This is a genomic window from Lentzea aerocolonigenes (genome assembly GCF_000974445.1).
Taxonomy (GTDB): domain Bacteria; phylum Actinomycetota; class Actinomycetes; order Mycobacteriales; family Pseudonocardiaceae; genus Lentzea; species Lentzea aerocolonigenes.
The window spans coordinates 15,131-30,685 of sequence record NZ_BBOJ01000045.1 but is presented as its reverse complement, the minus strand read 5'-3'; the positions used below and the strand labels follow the sequence as shown (position 1 = coordinate 30,685).

15 protein-coding genes are annotated in these 15,555 nt (G+C 69.2%); 4 read left to right on the top strand and 11 right to left on the bottom strand.

What is annotated here, in order from left to right; translation table 11 throughout:
* Window positions 1–434: 434 nt before the first annotated feature.
* Window positions 435–1,709: a tyrosine--tRNA ligase gene (tyrS, locus tag AOM45_RS48150; RefSeq protein WP_030474020.1), complete on the bottom strand. Its 1,275-nt coding sequence runs from the start codon at window positions 1,707–1,709 to the stop codon at window positions 435–437.
* A 67-nt stretch (window positions 1,710–1,776) separates the two neighbouring features.
* On the opposite strand from tyrS, the gene AOM45_RS48145 reads away from it, so the two are divergent.
* The gene (locus AOM45_RS48145) at window positions 1,777–2,214 is read left to right on the top strand and encodes a hypothetical protein (protein ID WP_236704110.1); all 438 of its coding nucleotides are present in this window, start codon (window positions 1,777–1,779) and stop codon (window positions 2,212–2,214) included.
* On the opposite strand, the gene AOM45_RS48140 is transcribed toward AOM45_RS48145, so the two are convergent.
* A complete protein-coding gene (locus tag AOM45_RS48140; protein ID WP_030474022.1) occupies window positions 2,198–3,496 on the bottom strand; it encodes an SMI1/KNR4 family protein in 1,299 nt (432 codons plus the stop codon). The genes AOM45_RS48145 and AOM45_RS48140 overlap by 17 nt on opposite strands.
* Before the next feature lie 38 nt (window positions 3,497–3,534).
* Between AOM45_RS48140 and AOM45_RS48135 the strand changes: the two genes are divergently transcribed.
* Window positions 3,535–4,575: a toll/interleukin-1 receptor domain-containing protein gene (locus AOM45_RS48135; protein ID WP_051784825.1), complete on the top strand. Its 1,041-nt coding sequence runs from the start codon at window positions 3,535–3,537 to the stop codon at window positions 4,573–4,575.
* On the opposite strand, the gene AOM45_RS48130 is transcribed toward AOM45_RS48135, so the two are convergent.
* From AOM45_RS48130 to argC, 9 genes are read right to left on the bottom strand one after another with little or no spacing between them, the layout of a single operon-like run.
* Entirely contained in the window at window positions 4,567–5,169 is a 603-nt protein-coding gene (locus tag AOM45_RS48130) for a DNA-3-methyladenine glycosylase (RefSeq protein ID WP_030474024.1), read from the bottom strand. The two genes, AOM45_RS48135 and AOM45_RS48130, sit on opposite strands and share 9 nt — an antisense overlap.
* Window positions 5,159–6,550, bottom strand: a complete 1,392-nt coding sequence (gene argH / locus AOM45_RS48125) for an argininosuccinate lyase (protein ID WP_030474025.1) — start codon at window positions 6,548–6,550, stop codon at window positions 5,159–5,161. The genes AOM45_RS48130 and argH overlap by 11 nt, the downstream gene beginning before the upstream one ends.
* A gap of 12 nt (window positions 6,551–6,562) precedes the next feature.
* Entirely contained in the window at window positions 6,563–6,829 is a 267-nt protein-coding gene (locus AOM45_RS54095) for a hypothetical protein (RefSeq protein WP_030474026.1), read from the bottom strand.
* Window positions 6,822–7,307: an arginine repressor gene (locus tag AOM45_RS48115; RefSeq protein ID WP_030474027.1), complete on the bottom strand. Its 486-nt coding sequence runs from the start codon at window positions 7,305–7,307 to the stop codon at window positions 6,822–6,824. Before AOM45_RS48115 ends, AOM45_RS54095 begins: the two co-directional genes overlap by 8 nt.
* Window positions 7,304–8,236 carry an ornithine carbamoyltransferase gene (gene argF, locus AOM45_RS48110; protein WP_030474028.1) on the bottom strand — a complete coding sequence of 311 codons (933 nt, stop codon included), beginning with the start codon at window positions 8,234–8,236 and terminating at the stop codon, window positions 7,304–7,306. Before argF ends, AOM45_RS48115 begins: the two co-directional genes overlap by 4 nt.
* Window positions 8,233–9,390 carry an acetylornithine transaminase gene (locus tag AOM45_RS48105; RefSeq protein ID WP_030474029.1) on the bottom strand — a complete coding sequence of 386 codons (1,158 nt, stop codon included), beginning with the start codon at window positions 9,388–9,390 and terminating at the stop codon, window positions 8,233–8,235. Before AOM45_RS48105 ends, argF begins: the two co-directional genes overlap by 4 nt.
* Window positions 9,387–10,256, bottom strand: coding sequence for an acetylglutamate kinase (argB, locus tag AOM45_RS48100; protein WP_051784826.1), 870 nt, complete (start codon window positions 10,254–10,256; stop codon window positions 9,387–9,389). The genes AOM45_RS48105 and argB overlap by 4 nt, the downstream gene beginning before the upstream one ends.
* A complete protein-coding gene (argJ, locus tag AOM45_RS48095) occupies window positions 10,253–11,425 on the bottom strand; it encodes a bifunctional glutamate N-acetyltransferase/amino-acid acetyltransferase ArgJ (protein WP_030474031.1) in 1,173 nt (390 codons plus the stop codon). Before argJ ends, argB begins: the two co-directional genes overlap by 4 nt.
* Entirely contained in the window at window positions 11,422–12,435 is a 1,014-nt protein-coding gene (gene argC / locus AOM45_RS48090; protein ID WP_030474032.1) for an N-acetyl-gamma-glutamyl-phosphate reductase, read from the bottom strand. The genes argJ and argC overlap by 4 nt, the downstream gene beginning before the upstream one ends.
* A 177-nt stretch (window positions 12,436–12,612) precedes the next feature.
* Here argC and AOM45_RS48085 point away from each other — a divergent pair, with 177 nt between their 5' ends.
* Window positions 12,613–14,103, top strand: coding sequence for a sensor histidine kinase (locus AOM45_RS48085; protein ID WP_162185778.1), 1,491 nt, complete (start codon window positions 12,613–12,615; stop codon window positions 14,101–14,103).
* Window positions 14,100–15,554: a sensor histidine kinase gene (locus AOM45_RS48080; RefSeq protein ID WP_051784828.1), complete on the top strand. Its 1,455-nt coding sequence runs from the start codon at window positions 14,100–14,102 to the stop codon at window positions 15,552–15,554. Before AOM45_RS48085 ends, AOM45_RS48080 begins: the two co-directional genes overlap by 4 nt.
* Window position 15,555 lies beyond the last annotated feature (1 nt).

Below are 15,555 nucleotides of genomic sequence, written 5' to 3'. Positions count from 1 at the left end.
TCATCACGATCCGCCATGCAGCGGCTCGATCCGAGGCTGTGTCGTACATAAGCTTTTGGTTTGAAACTTCCGACGCCCTTGGCCTCTGAGCTCAGAAGAGCTACCGGCTGGGTCTTCATCGTTTCGCGGTCACCCACTCTACCACAGTCCGTGGAAGCTTGGTTCGTGACCTCCGCCGCACTCCGTTCCGGTGTTCCCGGCCCGTTCCGCGCTGGCAGAGAGAAAGTTACACGCACGCCAACTGGGGGTCAAATCGGGGGCAACCCTGCCACCTGCGATTAAGAAACCGCAGGTCAACAGCCCCATACAGGACCCGGCGACCACGCTATCGCAGGGCAGAACCCGACACACTGTGACCGCGATCACACCAAGAAAGATCGAAGGCCGCCGGTCCCGAGTGGGACAGGCGGCCTTCGACGACCAGAAACCGCAGGTCAGAGCTCCACGTGGATGCCCGCGTTGTTGCGCTTGCCGCGACGGAGCACCAGCCACTTGCCGTGGAGGAGGTCCGACGCGGCCGGCTTCCACTCCTCGTCGGTCACCTTCGCGTTGTTCACGTAGGCACCGCCCTCGTTCACCGTCCGGCGCGCGGCGCCCCGGCTGTCGGCCAGGCCCGACGCGATCAGCAGGTCGACGATCGTGGGCTCGTCCGCCAACCGCACCCTGCCGGTCGGCGCCTCGGCCAGCGCGGCCTCCAGCACCGACGCGTCCAGGTCGCGCAGCTCGCCGCGGCCGAACAGCGCCGCCGACGCCAGGATCACCTGCTGCGTCGCGCGCTCCCCGTGCACCAGGTCCGTGAACTCCTGCGCGAGACGCTTCTGCGCGGCACGCAGGTGCGGCTTCTCCGCGGTCTCCTTCTCGAGCTCGTCCAGTTCCTCACGCGTGAGGAACGTGAACAGGCGCAGGTAGCGGAGCACGTCGGCGTCACCGACGTTCACGAAGTACTGGTACCAGGCGTACGGCGAGGTCATCTCCGGGTCGAGCCACACGCTGCCGCCACCGGTCGACTTGCCGAACTTGCGGCCCTCGGCGTCGGTGACCAGCGGCGCCGTCAGCGCGTGGACCTGCTTGCCCTCGACCCTGCGGATGAGGTCGACACCGCCGACGATGTTGCCCCACTGGTCGGAGCCACCGACCTGCAGCGAGGTGCCGTGGCGGCGGTGCAGCTGCAGGTAGTCGTTCGACTGCAGCAGCAGGTAGCTGAACTCGGTGTACGACATGCCGTCGGACTCGAGGCGGCGCTTCACCGTCTCGCGGGACAGCATGACGTTGATCGAGAAGTGCTTGCCGACGTCGCGCAGGAACTCGAGCGCGGTGACCTGGCCGGTCCAGTTCAGGTTGTTCTCGACGATCGCGCCCGTGGGCGAGGAGTCGAACTCGACGAACCGCTCCAGCTGACCGCGGATCCGGTCGGCCCACTCGGCGATGGTGTCGAGCGGGTTCAGCGTGCGCTCACCGGTGTCGCGCGGGTCGCCGATCATGCCCGTCGCTCCGCCCGCCAACACGATCGGCCGGTGCCCCGCCATCTGGAAGCGCTTGAGCATGAGCAGCGGGACCAGGTTGCCGGCGTGCAGCGACGGCGCCGTCGGGTCGAAACCGCAATAGAGCGTGAGCGGGCCGGCGTCCAGGTCCTTCCGAAGTGCGTCGAGGTCGGTGGACGTCGCGATCAGGCCGCGCCAGGAGAGTTCGTCAAGGATGTGCTCGCTCACGTCAGCCATTGTCGCGTACCTGGTCGAACGGGTTTCTACCCGGTACGCGGACGGGTAACCGGCTGGCATGACGGAGCCACGTGACGAGTTGCGGCGGCCCACTGAGCGCATGCCGCGCGTGAACGAACCTGTCGTCGAGGAGGTCGTCGAGCGCGACGACACCTACCGCAAGGTGCGGACGGTGCACACCGTCTGCGCTGTCATCGACATCGTGTGCTGGACGTTCGCCATCGTCCTGTTGGTGCACGTCTTCCTGGTGGTCGCCGACGCGAACTCGGCCAACGGGTTCTTCCAGTTCGTCGCCGGCTGGGCGAACGGGATCACCCTCGGCCTGGACGGCCTGTTCACGCCGGACAGCCCCAAGGTCGCCGTTCTGCTCAACGAGAGCCTCGCCGCAGTGCTGTGGCTGCTCATCGGCATGTTGCTGACGAGCCTGATCACCCGGCTGGCACTGCCGGTCGACCACCGGCGCGCCTGGTACCGCAGGACTACGGCCGTCCGCTGACGACCCGCCGCGGCAACACGACGCCCAGGCTCCCGGCCCAGTCGAGGGCCTGGGCGAGCGACCGTTCGCCGGTGAGCGTCGCGGCGGCGGGACGGACGGCGCACCGCCGCCACTGCTCCGCGTTCAGCGTCAGGTGATCCACCTGCGGCAACGACTCGACGTCCACCTCCGCGCCGGACACGTCGAGCACACGCAGCTTCGGCAACTCAGGTAGCTCAACGCGCGCACCGCTGACCGTGAGAGAGGTCAGGCGTTCCAGCACGGGTATGTCGGTTTCGGTCGCGGTGACGTGGAGACGTTCCAACGGAAGCCCCGCCAGGCCGCCGAGTCGCAGGCGCCCTCCGCTCACCGTCAGCTCCCGCAGGTCAGTCAGGCTCGCGAGCGGGCCGAGATCGGCGTCGCCGAGGTCGTGCAGACCGAGCTCCCGCAGCGTCTGGAACCTCTGGGACACCTCCGCGACCACGTCGATGTCGTAGTCCTCGGCGGAGTAGTGGGCCCTCATCCCGGGTCGTTCCGGGTGCACGGGCGACCGGTGCCACTCGGTCACCGACTCGGCGAGGAGCTCCAACGGGTAGCAGTTGAGAGACGCCGTGATCACCTGACCGACGCGACCACGCGGTCCGGGAGCGAGGTCGACGCACAGCGTCACGCCGGACGGGTACCGCACGATCGGCACCCACAACGGGTGGAAACCGACGAGCTGCACGGCATCCAGGGGTCCGGTGTACGGGACCGGCTCCGCCCAATGATCACAACTGTGCGAGAAGAACGACTCCTCGTCCTCGAGCCGTTCTCGCCGGACGGTCAGGATCTCGTCCGCCGGCAGCAGGGTGTGGTCACCGAATTCGGTGACACCGCTGAGATACAGCTCGTGCACCTCGCCCGGCAGCGGCACGCCGAGCTCGGCTTCGACGGCGGCCAGCGGACCGGTCGACGTCACCTCGGTTCGTTCGTACGGCGGGATCAACTGCCGTGGCCGCGGTTCGAACACAAGGCTGTAGGTCGGCGGTAGGAGGCTGTCTTGCTGTTGGATGCCTTCAGTCAGGAGGGCGGTGAACGCTCCGTCCGGCTCGACCCTCATCTCGAACACGACCGGGCCGTCCGCACCAAGTGCGACCAACGACTCCAGTTGCCGCACGCGCACATCGTTTTCCGACGGTCCGGACGTGACCCGTCTGGACGTGAACCCGGAATCGGAGGTGGCGCGCAGGGTCAGGTGGTCCCAGCCCGGTTCGGTTCTCGCGACCAGTTCGGCGGCCACCGCGGCCAGCTTCTTCTCCACGTGATCCCCCAGGACGTCGAAGGCCGTACTTTAGACCGGTGGCCGAGTACGAGTTCGACGTCGCTCCGTCGTTCGCCGAAGAGGACCGCGATCGGGTGCTGCCGATCGTCGACCGCCTGAAGGCGCTGGGTGTCGAGGTCTTCTACGACAAAGACCGCGAGATCGAGATGTGGGGGCAGGACCGCATCGAGTACTTCTCCGAGACGTTCAGCCACCGTGCGAGGTTCGTGCTGCTGTTCAGCTCCCAGCACTACGTCTCGAAGTGGACGCGCCTTCAGAGCCGTGCCGCGATGGCGCGCGCGCTGGAGGACCACACCGAGTACGTGCTGCCGATCCGCATCGACGACACGCCCGTGCCCGGTCTCTTGCCCACGATCGCGTACCTCGACATGCGCGTGCACAGCGACGAGGTCATCGCACAGGCCGTTGCGCAGAAGTTGGCGCAGCACCGTGCGTCGTTCACTCCTACTACGCCGATCACACCGCAGTCCGTCGCGGCGCTGGTCAGGGAGAAGCCGCGCGGGTGGGAATACCTGCTGTACGTGACCGTTGTGTCGCAAGGGCTCGAGGAGCTGGAGTCGAAGTACCGCGAGCACTTCCTGCGGTACGCGCCGCGCAACGGGACCGTCGAGCACGGCAACGGGATCGACCTGATCCGCGATCGCAACGTGCTGCTGGGCGAGATCATCAAGGTCGCGGTGGAGACGGTGTTCACCGAGGCCACGCAGGAGGCCGCGTTCGGCGCACCCGGCGTGCCGGGTGATCCCGGCCGGATCGTGCACCTCGGCGAGCTGTTCGTGCGGACGTTCGACGAGATCCTGGAGTGGGCCAGGGAGATCCACGCGACCAGCTACGCGAAGGACAAGACCCGCACGGCCGCGCGGATCCACGCGCAGTTCGCCGACCAGCAGCTGCGGGCGATGCACGCGGTGGCGCAGGACCTGCGCGGGGTGGCGGACACCCTGGTCGAACGGCTGACCGCCGGTGAGCAGATCAACATGACCGTGCCGCTGGTGTTCGAGGTGGATCCCGAGCTGGAACGGCGGTTCAAGGTCGCGCTGGACGAGCTCTCACGCTGACCTGCGGCGCTTGCCGCCTCTCTTGTACGTCGACACGGCCGGAGAGTCGACCCAGAACCGCCACGGCACGTCCATCGCCACGGCGACACCGACGCGCGGGCCCGAGAACACCTGCTCGGCGGGTTCGCCCGCGTACAGGCGCACGGGCGAGTCGGCAGACGTCAGGTCGACCCCGTTCTGCGTGCGGTCGAGCCCCAAGACCTTGCACAGCCGTGCGGGTCCTTTGGCCAGTTCGGCCGCCGAGCGCGAAGCAGGTCGTCGAGAGAAGGCAATGTCTTCACCGGAGACCACCTCCCCCGCGCGCAACAACACGGCACCGGGCACGCCGTCGGTCAGCGACACGACGTTGGCGCAGAAGTGCATGCCGTAGACGAAGTAGACGTAGAGGTGGCCGGCCGGGCCGAACATCACCTCGTTGCGCGGGGTCTTGCCGCGATAGCAGTGCGACGCCGGGTCGTCGCCGCCCCGGTACGCCTCCACCTCGACGATGCGCACGCGCACGCCGTCCGCTTCGAGGAACGAGCCGAGGAGGAGCTGGGCCGCGTCGACCGGGTCGACCGCCAGCTCCTCCCCCGTCAGCTGCCTAGAACTCACGGGCCGCCGCGGCGCGGGCCACCAGCGCGTCCAGCTGCTCGCGGACTCGCGAAGGTGCGGTGCCGCCGTGCGCGTTCCTGGACGCGATCGAGCCCTCGACGGTCAGCACCGAACGGACCTCGGGGGTCAGCGCGGGCGAGATCGCGGCGAACTCGTCGTCGGTCAGGTCTTCCAGGCCGACGCCGCGGGACTCCGCCGCACGAACGCAGGCACCCGCGGCCTCGTGCGCGACGCGGAAGGGAACGCCTTGGCGCACCAGCCATTCCGCGATGTCGGTCGCCAGCGTGAAGCCGGCGGGAGCCAGCGAGGCCATGCGTTCCACGTCGAACCGGAGAGTCGCGACCATGCCCGCGAAGGCCGGCAGCAGGAGCTCCAGCTGCTCGACCGAGTCGAACAGCGGCTCCTTGTCCTCCTGCAGGTCGCGGTTGTACGCCAGCGGCTGGGCCTTCAGCGTCGCCAGCAGCCCCGCGAGGTTGCCGATCAGGCGACCGGACTTGCCGCGCGCGAGCTCGGCGACGTCCGGGTTCTTCTTCTGCGGCATGATCGAGCTGCCCGTCGACCACGCGTCGTCCAGGACGGCGAAGCGGAACTCGGCGGTGGTCCAGATGATGATCTCTTCGGCGATGCGCGACAGGTTCACGCTGATCATCGCCAGCACGAACGCGATCTCGGCGGCGAAGTCGCGGGAGGCGGTGCCGTCGATGGAGTTCTCGACCGGCGCGTAGAAGCCCAGGTCGGCGGCTACCTTGGCGGGGTCCAGGCCCAGCGAGGACCCGGCCAGCGCGCCCGAGCCGTACGGGGAGAACGCCGCGCGCTTGTCCCAGTCGTGCAGCCGGTCGACGTCCCGCAGCAGCGAGTGCGCGTGCGCCAGCAGGTGGTGCGACAACAGCACGGGCTGGGCGGACTGCAGGTGCGTGCGGCCGGGCATGACCGCGCCGAAGTTCGTCTCCGACTGCGCGGCGAGCGCGTCCACGACGTCCAGCACGCCGGCGGAAACCCGGCGGGCGGCGTCGCGCAGCCACATGCGGAACAGCGTCGCCACCTGGTCGTTGCGGGAACGGCCCGCGCGGAGCTTGCCACCCAGCTCGGCACCGGCGCGGTCGATCAGGCCGCGCTCCAGCGCCGTGTGGACGTCCTCGTCCTCCAGCACCGGCGTGAACTCGCCCGACTCGACGTCCGCGAGCAGCTCGTCCAGCGCTTTCTGCATGCCGGCCAGCTCTTCATCAGACAAGAGACCTGCCGCGTGCAGCACACGGGCGTGCGCGCGCGAGCCGGCGATGTCGTACGGCGCCAGACGCCAGTCGAAGTGCGTCGACAGCGACAGACGGGCCATCGCCTCGGCCGGTCCCGACTCGAACCGGCCACCCCACAAAGAACTCATTGCACGCAACTCTCAGCTAGCGAAGTCGTAGAGCGATTCTTCCGAACGGGCCACGAGCCCGACCACGCGCCCCTCGTGCAGCGCCACGTCGACCTCGCCGGAACCCGTCGCCAAAGCCATCCGCGCCACCCGCACCGCGACGGATCCCAGGCTGGACCTGACCACGCCCGCGCGGAAGTTGAGCTCGCGGACGGCCTCGGCGACCGAGACCGTCTCACCGTCGACCGCCACCGGCACACCGGCGTCGAAGGTCAGCACCGCGTGCACGGGGTCATTCATCGACGGAACCGGAGGCCAGCGCGGTGATGCGGTCGGCGAGCTCGGCGCCGGTCATCGGCTCGCGGGCCACGACCAGGATCGTGTCGTCACCCGCGATCGTGCCGACGACCTCGTGCAACGCCGCGCGGTCCAGCGCCGAGGCCAGGAACTGCGCGGCACCGGGCGGAGTCCGCAGCACCGCCAGGTTGCCCGAGAAGTCGGTCGACACCAGCAGCTCGCCGAGCACCCGCACGAGCCGCGTCGTCCCGCCCTGCACGCCGCGCACCGGGCTGCCGTCCTCCGGGATCACGTAGACCGGCGCACCGCCGTCAGGCCCGCGCAGCTTCACCGCGCCGAGCTCGTCGAGGTCGCGCGACAACGTGGCCTGCGTGACGTCGATGCCTTCCGCCGCAAGCAGTTTCGCGAGCTCCGACTGGCTGCGGACGGCACGCTGGCTGACCATCTCGACGATGCGGCCCTGACGTGCGGTGCGGGTCATGACGACTGCTCCAGCAACCACACGAGCAACGCCTTCTGCGCGTGCAGCCGGTTCTCGGCCTCCTGCCACACCAGCGACTGCGGACCGTCGAGCACCTCGTCGGTGATCTCCCAGCCGCGGTGCGCCGGCAGGCAGTGCAGCACGGTCGAGTCGGGCTTTCCGGTCGCGGCCAGCAGGTCCGAGTTCACCTGGTACGGGCGGAACGGGCCGACGCGGTCCTTGCCGTCGTTCTCCTGGCCCATCGACGTCCACGTGTCGGTGACCAGCACGTCCGCGCCGTCCACCGACTCGCGCGGGTCGCTGATCAACGCCACCGAGCCGCCGGTCTCTGCGGCACGCTTCTTGGCGTCCTCCAGGAACTGCGGGTTCGGCACGAACCCCGCCGGCGCGCCGATGCGGATGTGCATTCCCGCCGTGGCACCGCCCAGCAGCAGCGAGTGCGACATGTTGTTGGCGCCGTCGCCCAGGTACGTCAGCGTCAGTCCGGCCAGCTTGCCGTAACGGCGGCGGATCGTCTGCAGGTCCGCGAGCACCTGGCACGGGTGGAACTCGTCGGTCAGCGCGTTCACGACGGGAATCCGCGAAACGGAAGCCATCGCTTCCATGCGGGCCTGTGCGAACGTCCGCCACACCACGGCGTCGACGTACCCGGACAGGATCCGCGAGGTGTCCTCGATCGTCTCCTCGCGGCCCAGCTGCATCGACCGGCCGTCGATGATCACGGGGTTGCCGCCGAGCTGGGCGATGCCGACCTCGAACGACAGCCGGGTCCGCGTCGAGTTCTTCTCGAAGATCACCGCGACGGACTTGGGGCCCGCCAACGGCTTCGCGGTGAACCGGTCCGCCTTGTAGGTGTCCGCGAGGTCGAGGACGGCCGCCTGCTCCTCGGTGGTCAGGTCGTCGTCGCGGAGGAAGTGCCGCAAAGTCACTGCTGCTCCTCAAAGAAAGTCGGCAGCGCGGCCACGAACGACTGCGCGTCGGATTCGTCCAGGATCAGCGGCGGCGCCAGGCGGATGACGTCGGGCTGGATCGGGTTGATCAGGTAACCGGCCTTCTGCGCGGCCGCCGCGGCCTTCGCCGAGACCGCCTCGCGCAGCGTGATGCCGAGCAGGAGACCGGCTCCCCGCACTCCGGAGATCGCCGGGTGGTGCAACGCCTCCACGCCGGCCGCGATCTCCTTGCCCACGGCTGAGGCGTGCTCGAGCAGGCCTTCCGCGGCGATCGTGTCGAGCACCGCGAGGGCGGCCGCGCAGCACACCGGGTTGCCGCCGAACGTGGTGCCGTGGTGTCCGGGCTGGAACAACTCCGCCGCCGCGCCGAACCCGATGGTCGCGCCGAGCGGCAGGCCACCGCCGATGCCCTTCGCGAGGGTCATGACGTCCGGCACGATCCCGGCCTGCTGGAACGCGAACCACGTGCCGAGGCGGCCGATGCCGGTCTGCACCTCGTCGAGGATGAACAACGCGCCGTGCTCGGACGTGATCCGGCGCGCCTCCTGGAGATAACCCTCGGGCGGCATGACGACGCCCATCTCGCCCTGGATCGGCTCGACGATGAACGCCGCGGTGTCTTCGTCGATGGCGGCCTCGAGAGCGGCGACGTCACCGAACGGGATGTGCGAGACGCCGGGAACGAGCGGCTCGAACGGCGTCTTCTTGCCTTCCTGGCCGGTCAGCGACAGCGCGCCCATGGTGCGGCCGTGGAAGCCGCCGAGCGTCGCCACGACCTTGGTGCGGCCGGTGCGGCGGGACATCTTCAGCGCCGCCTCGTTGGCCTCGGCGCCGGAGTTGCAGAAGAACACCTTGCCCGGCACGCCGCACAGGTCGAGCAACCGTTCGGCCAGCGCCAGCGCGGGCTCGTTCACGTAGAGGTTCGACGTGTGGCCGATCGTGGAGATCTGCTTCGTGACCGCTTCGACGATCTTCGGGTGCGCGTGGCCCAGGGCGTTGACCGCGATGCCGGTCAACAGGTCCAGGTAGCGGTTTCCGTCGGTGTCCCAGACGTACGCGCCCTCACCGCGCTCCAGAGCGAGCTGAGGCGTGCCGTAGTTGTCCATCATGGACTGTTGCCAGCGCGTGGTCATTTGTCCCCCAACACCATCGTGCCCACACCCGAGGAGGTGAAGACTTCGAGCAACACCGAGTGGGCCAGCCGCCCGTCGATCACGTGCGCCTGCGGAACTCCGCCGCGCACCGCGCGCAGACAGGCCTCCATCTTCGGCACCATGCCGCTTTCCAGGTCCGGCAGCATCTTCTCGAGCTCCGCCGCGCGAACCTGGTTGAGCAGCGAGGACTTGTCCGGCCAGTTCGCGTAAAGACCCTCGACGTCGGTGAGCACGACGAGCTTCTCGGCGCCCAGAGCGACCGCCAGCGCACCCGCGGCGGTGTCCGCGTTCACGTTGTGCGGCACACCGTTGATGTCCGGCGCGACCGACGACACCACGGGGATCCGGCCCGCACGCACGATGTCGAGCACCGCGTCCGGGTTGACCTCGGTGATGTCGCCGACGAGACCGATGTCGACCTCCTCGCCGTCCACGACCGCTCCACGGCGCGTGGCGGTGAACAGGTGCGCGTCCTCGCCGGAGATGCCGACCGCGTACGGGCCGTGCTGGTTGATCAGGCCGACGAGCTCACGTCCGACCTGACCGACCAGAACCATCCGCACGACGTCCATGGCCTCGGGAGTCGTCACGCGCAGGCCACCGCGGAACTCGCTGTGGATGCCGAGCCGGTCCAGCATCGACTTGATCTGCGGGCCACCGCCGTGCACGACGACCGGGCGCAGGCCGCACAGCCGCAGGAACACCATGTCCTCGGCGAACGCCTTCTTCAGCTCGTCGTCGACCATGGCGTTGCCGCCGTACTTGACGACGACGAGCGCGCCGCGGAAGCGCTCCAGCCATGGCAGTGCCTCGACGAGGACCGCCGCCTTCTCTTGTGCGTTCATGAGGAGTATGCGCTGTTCTCTTCGACGTAGTCGTGGGACAGGTCCGTGGTCAGGACGGTGGCTTCGGCGTCACCGACGTTGAGGTCGATGACGATCTCGATCTCGCGGCCGGACAGGTCGGCTTCGGACCGGTCGCGGTCGCGCGTTCCGTTGCGGTACAACGACACGCCGTTGATCAGGATCTGCAGCACGTCCGGGTCGATCTCGGCGTCCGCGCGGCCCAGGGCCATCGCGATGCGGCCCCAGTTCGGGTCGCTGCCGAACAACGCGGTCTTGACCAGGTTGTCCTCGGCGACGGTCCGTCCGATGTGGACGGCCTCGGCCTCGGTCGCGGCCTGCTTGACGGTGATGCTGATTTCCTTCGTCACACCTTCGGCGTCGCCCTGGAGCTGCTTGACCAGGTCGGCGGAGACCTCGGTCAGCAGTGCCGCGAAGTCCTCCAACGTTGGCTCGATACCCGAGGCACCGGAAGCCAAAACCAGCACGGTGTCGTTGGTGGACGTGCCACCGTCGACGTCGAGGCGGTCGAACGTGCGGCCGGTGGCGAGACGCAACGCCTGGTCCAGCTGCTCGCCGGAGATCTTGGCGTCGGTCGTGATGACCGACAGCATCGTGGCCATGTTCGGTGCGAGCATGCCCGCGCCCTTCACGAACCCACCGACCGACCAGCCCTGCGACGAAGCCTTCCACGACTGCTTGGGACGGCTGTCGGTGGTCATCACGCCGGTGGCGGCGTTGAGACCGGCCTCGACGGACGAGTCCAGCTCCTTCGCGACGTTCTCGACGCCGGTCAGGACCTTGTCCATCGGCAGGCGCTCACCGATCAGGCCGGTGGAGCAGACCGCGACGTCGACGGCGCCGACGCCGAGCACCTCGGCGACCTTCTCCGCCGTCGCGTGGGTGTCCTGGAAGCCCTCGGGACCGGTGCACGCGTTGGCACCGCCGGAGTTGAGCACGACCGCGGTGAGACGTCGCGACTGGATCACCTGCTGCGACCACAACACCGGCGCGGCCTTCACCTTGTTCGTGGTGAAGACACCGGCGGCGGCGTCTTGGGGCCCGTCGTTCACGACGAGCGTCAGGTCGAGAGCACCGGATTCCTTGATCCCGGCGGCGATCCCGGCGGCCCGGAAACCCCGGGGTCCGGTGACGCCCTTGGTGCGGTTCACGGAGCGACTCCAACGGTCGAGAGGCCTGCCGTTTCCGGCAGTCCGAGAGCGAGGTTCATGCACTGGACAGCGGCACCCGCCGTGCCCTTGGCCAGGTTGTCGACGGCGGCCACGACCACGAGCCTGCCCAGGTCCTCGTCGACGGTGACCTGCATCTGAACAGCGTTCGAACCGAGAACCGCGTTCGTCGTCGGCCAGAAACCTTCGGGCAGGAGGTGCACGAACGGCTCGTTCGCGTACGCCTTCTCGTAGGCCTCGCGAACGTTTGCGGTGTCTTTGAGAGTCGCAGTGCAGGTCGCGAGGATGCCGCGCGACATCGGCGCGAGCACCGGCGTGAAGCTGACCTTGATCGGACGACCGGCCGCCGCGCTCAGGTTCTGGGTGATCTCCGGGGTGTGGCGGTGCGCGCCACCGACGCCGTACGCGCTGGCCGAGCCCATGACCTCGGACCCGAGCAGGTTCGGCTTCAGCGACTTGCCCGCGCCCGACGTGCCGGACACGGCGACGATGACGACCTCGTCCTCGATGAGGTCGACGGCGGGCGCCAGCGCTAGCGAGGACACCGTCGGGTAGCAGCCGGGAACGGCGACGCGGCGTGCGCCCACGAGCCTGTCCCGCTGGTTGGGAAGCTCCGGCAACCCGTACGGCCAGGAGCCCGCGTGCTCGCCGCCGTACCACCGCTTCCAGTCGTCGGCGCTGGTCAGCCGGTGGTCGGCGCCGCAGTCGATCACCACGGTGTCGTCCCCGAGTTGCTCGGCGAGCTCAGCCGAGTGACCGTGGGGAAGTGCGAGGAACACCACGTCGTGCCCTTTGAGGGTCTCGGCTGTGGTGTCTTGGAGTCGTCGGTCCGCGAGCGGCAGGAGGTGCGGCTGGTGCTTGAGCAACAGGTCGCCGGCGCTGCTGTTCGCCGTCAGCGCGCCGATCTCGACGTCCGGATGAGCCAGTAGCAGGCGGAGCAGCTCGCCACCCGCGTATCCGCTGGCGCCCGCGACCGCGATCCTCACTGTCATGCGCATGATTATGCACGGTCATGCAAACTCACTCAACCGAGTTGAGTACGCGGGGAGCTTTCGTACTCTCCTGGCGCACGAGAGGGCCCCGCGTGCGTCAAGAAGTGGACGGGTGGCTGTGCGGACGCGGCCACCTGGCGCTGGGTGCCGGTGGCCGCGTTGACCAGAATGATCAGCGTGAACGTGAGGCTGCGTGACGGGCTGTGGGCGGTCTGCGTCTTCCTGTTGGCCCTGGTGACGCTGGTGACACCGCTCGGCAGACCGGTCGAGTGGTGGCTCGTCGTCGCCTCCGCCGTGTGGGCGGGGGCGCTGGTGCCCGTGAGTGCCCGGTGGCCGCGGACTGCGATCCTGCTCACCGCTCCCCTGCAGGCGGCCGGCAACCTGCTCGCGATCGCCCCGACCTCGCTCGTGATCTTCCGCGCGGGCCGCAGCCTCCGCTCACCGCGGCAGCTGTGGGCGGTGGTGACCGGGACGGCCGTGCTCCAGGCCGGGTTCGGCGGCCTGCACGCGTGGCGCGCAGCCGACGGCCTGACGGAGTTCGTCCTCGAGACGGCGTTCACGGTCCTGTTCCTGCTGACCTTCCCCGCCGTGGCCGGAGCGCTCGTCGGGCGGCGCAAGCCGTTGACGCAGGTCCTGATGGAACGCAACGACTACTTGGAACACGCGCGTGTGTTGACCGCGAGCACCGCGAGGTCCGACACGCGCGCGCACATCGCCAGCGAGATGCACGACATGCTCAGCCACCGCCTCAGCCAGCTGACCGCGCACGCGGGCGTGCTGGAGCGCTCCGCCGCCGAGCAGGCCCCGGAGCTGCGGGAACAGGTCGAGTTGATCCGCAGGACGTCCGCGGTCGCGATGGAGGAGCTGCGCGAGATCCTCGGCGTCCTGGGAAGCTCGGCCGACGCCGATGAGGACGCCGGTACGCGCGCGGACGTCGAACGGCTGGTGGCCGCTTCTACTGCTGCAGGCGTGTCCGTCCACCTGGACTGGTCGGGTGATGATCTGGCCGATGCCGACGCACGGTTGCGGAGGGCGGTGCATCGGGTCGTGCGGGAGGCACTCACGAACGTGCACAAGCACGCGCCGTCAGCCCGCACGCGCGTGTCAGTGCATGTCGGCGACCGCGTGCACGTCGAGGTGGTCAACGGCCAGAGCAGTGAACCCCGGGGTGGTGGCACCCGGCGCGGGCTCATCGGGCTGGAGGAACGGGTCGCGCTGATCGGCGGGACGTTCGACGCCGGGCCGTTCGCCGGCGGGTTCCGGGTGGCGGCTGACCTGCCGTCGCACCCGGTCGTGCAGGAGGAGGCGGGTGCGGCGGGTGCCGTGGCCGAGGCGCCACCACCGATCACCGCGGAGATCCTCACCGTGCCGCGCGCGATCGGCAGCGGCTGCCTCGCCACCCTGTCCGTCGTTCCTGCGCTCGGCACCGTGTTCGTTCTGCTCGTCATCGCGATCTTCAGCCGGGGCGAGATGACCCGGCAGGAGTTCGACGCGTTCCAGGTGTCGGTCTCGCACGAGGAGGAGGTCACCGAGACGCACGGCTTCGGCGTGCCGTCGGACAACGCCGGGTGCTTCCGCTACCACGTCCGAAACGACTCCAGCCGCGACTTCGAGCTGTGCTTCGACCGCGGCGGCGTGCTGACCGCGAAGAGGGAGCTGAGCCGATGAGGTTCGTCTGGCCCGCGCTCGCGTTCCTGGTCGGCCTGGTGCCGTTGATCGCGCCGCTGGCACCGACCCCGCACCCGCTGCTGACCATCGCCACCGCCGTGTGGATCGCGGGGCTCATCTGGCTCGCGCCGCGAAAACCGGCGTGGGCGCTGCTGCTCACCGCGCCGCTCTTCGCGGTCAACAACCTCTGGGCCCAGGCGACGACCACGTTCGTCGTCTTCGCGGCGTCCCGGCGCATCCCCCGCCGGGGCCGGCTGTGGGCGCTGCTGGGTGCGGCGATGGTGCTGCAGACCGGCTTCAGCCTCTTCGTGGTGGGCCAGAGCCAGCCGTTGTGGCAGAACCTGGTCGGCGGATTCGCCGGGACGGCGTTCTTCGTGCTGTTCCCGGCCGTGTCCGGCATGTTGCTCGGCCGCCGCAGGCCGGTGGTGAGGCTGTTGCAGGAGCGCAACGAGTACCTGGAACGCGCCCGCGCGCTGACCGCCGCGTCGGCTCGGTCCGAGGAACGCGCGCACATCGCCGGCGAGATGCACGACATGCTCGGCCACCGGCTCAGCCTGATCTCCATCCACGCCGGGGCCCTCGAGCTGGCGACCGCGCGCAAAGCACCGCAGCTGCACGAGCAGGCCGAGCTGATCCGCACGACGTCGTCGCTCGCGATGGCCGAGCTGCGCGAGATCCTCGGCGTGCTGCGGACGAACCCCGAACCCGAGTCGCTCGACGAGGACACCGGCACCCGTTCCGACATCGCCGCACTGGTGAAGAGCTCCTCGGCGTCGCTCGACTGGTCCGGCGACGACATGCACGGCGCCGACCCCCGCACCAGGCGCGCCGTTCACCGGGTGGTCCGCGAGGCGTTGACCAACGTGCGCAAACACGCACCGCACGCCCGCACCAGGGTGCAGGTCAGCGTCCAGGGTGGACGTGCGCGGATCCAGGTGGTGAACGGACCGTCCAGCGGACCGCCTGCCCGGGGTGCGCGCCGCGGCCTGATCGGTCTGGAGGAACGCGTCGGCCTGCTCGGCGGTTCGTTCAGCGCGGGCCAGCCGGTCGAGGGCGGGTTCCGGGTGGCCGCGGACGTGCCGCTGCACCCGTCGGTCCAGGCCGCCACCGAGGTCAGGGAGGTGCCGCCACCGCTCGCGGCGGAGATCCTGACCGTGCCGCGGGTGCTGGGCGGGGGCTGCCTCGGTCTGATGGCCCTGCTGCCGGTCGCCGGGGCGTTGATCGTGCTGCTGCTCTTCGCGTTGCTGAACTCCACGCAGATGAACGCACCGTACTTCGACTCGCTGCGTGTGGGCGCCACCCCCGAGGAGGAGGTCACGAACCAGTTCGGCCTCGGGCAGCTCGGCGTGGACGGGTGCTACCGGTACCGGACGTCGCACGACCCTGAACTGCTCTACAAGCTGTGCTTCCGCGACGGCAAGCTGCACTCGAAGCAGCAGGAGAAGCCGTAGT